The following is a 1,293-nucleotide window of genomic DNA, read 5'->3' as shown; positions in this document are numbered from 1 at the left end:
GTGAGGTAGCGGGCCTGGCTGTCGGCGTCGCGGCGGGCCTGGTCGAGGCGTTCGAGGGCGGCGGCCAGCATCATGTCGCGGGTGGCCAGATCGGCCTCGGCGAGCTGGATCTGCACGGCGGTTTCGGCCAGCGACCCGGCCCCCGCGCTCTGGGCGGTCATCTCGGCGGTGATCTGTGCCTTGAGCGCCTCGAGGCGGCGGATATCGGCCTCTGTGCCTTCGACGCGGCTGCGGTTGGGGCGGGCATTGTCCAGCAGCGCCTGCAGTTGCAGGTTCTTTTCCTGCAGCTGGGTCTCGACGGTCTCGATCCGCGCCTGCAGCGATCCGATGCGCGCCCGCGGATCGAGCACGGCGCTGTCCTGTTGCAGGCGCACCAGCTTTTCCTGCGCGTCGCGGCGGGCCTGTTCGGCGTCGTTCAGGCCAAGCTGCGCATCCTTGACCGCGTTCTCGCGCTTGCGGGCCGAGAGGTTGTCGACCCGCTCCTCGGCATAGCCGATGAGCGCTGTCGAGAAATCGGACGCCACCTGCGGATCGGCGGCGGCGACTTCCATGCGGATCACGCCTTCGGTCGGGTCATAGCCGATCTGGACGTATTTCTTGTAGAGCTTGAACATGTCCTCGTTGCTGGCATCCGGCTCCAGGCGGCGCAGCGGGTCGAGACCTGTCTGCGAGAAATGCGCCTTGAAGCCCTCGTCCTCGTCCAGCCGCAGCATGGCGTCCTTGGAGGTCAGGTAGCTCTGCACCGCGATGGCGTCCTGGTTGGTGGCGAACTGGGTGCCGGACAGAAGCCCGCCCATGCCGCCACCGCCGGATTCGGCCTTGAGGATCAGGAATTCGGATTTCGAGGCATACATCGGCGTGGCGATGGCGAAGAAATACCAGCCCGCGACGAGGGTGGGCAGCAGCACGAAGGCAGCCAGCCGCGCGAACAGCATCCGCATCCGGCGGCGGCGGCGGCGCGCCATGTCCTGCTGGATCGCCATGATCTCCTGCGCGCGCCGGTCCGCCGGGCTGCGCGTGTCGGTCGCGGGGAGGTTGCGGTCATCCGCGCGCGTGGTCTGCGGCAGCTTCGGCTGTTCGGCAAGCGGCTGGTCGTTCGCCGGCACCCTGGTGAGGGGTGGCGCTTTGGTCTGAGCCTGTGCGGTGCTGGTGGCGGGGACCATGAGATCGAGCGCGTTTTCGCGCTGGAACGGGTCGATTCCCTTGAGGCGCAGCAAGTAGACCGCTTCGTAATCGGTGTTCGGATCAAGCCCGTGCTTCTGGGCGATGCGGCGCGCCATGCGCAGCTGACGA

General features: G+C 67.7%; 1 protein-coding gene. It reads right to left on the bottom strand.

Annotation, left to right across the window (positions count from 1 at the left end; all coding sequences use genetic code 11):
- A partial coding sequence (locus tag IEV82_RS23415) for a KpsE/RkpR family capsule polysaccharide export protein (RefSeq protein ID WP_188484492.1) occupies window positions 1-1,293 on the bottom strand: 1,293 nt, incomplete at both ends.

The sequence above is a fragment of the Marivita lacus genome (assembly GCF_014637725.1).
GTDB classification, from domain to species: Bacteria; Pseudomonadota; Alphaproteobacteria; order Rhodobacterales; family Rhodobacteraceae; genus Marivita; species Marivita lacus.
Note: the sequence above shows the minus strand (reverse complement) of the source record. Positions and strands in the feature narration are given on the sequence as shown.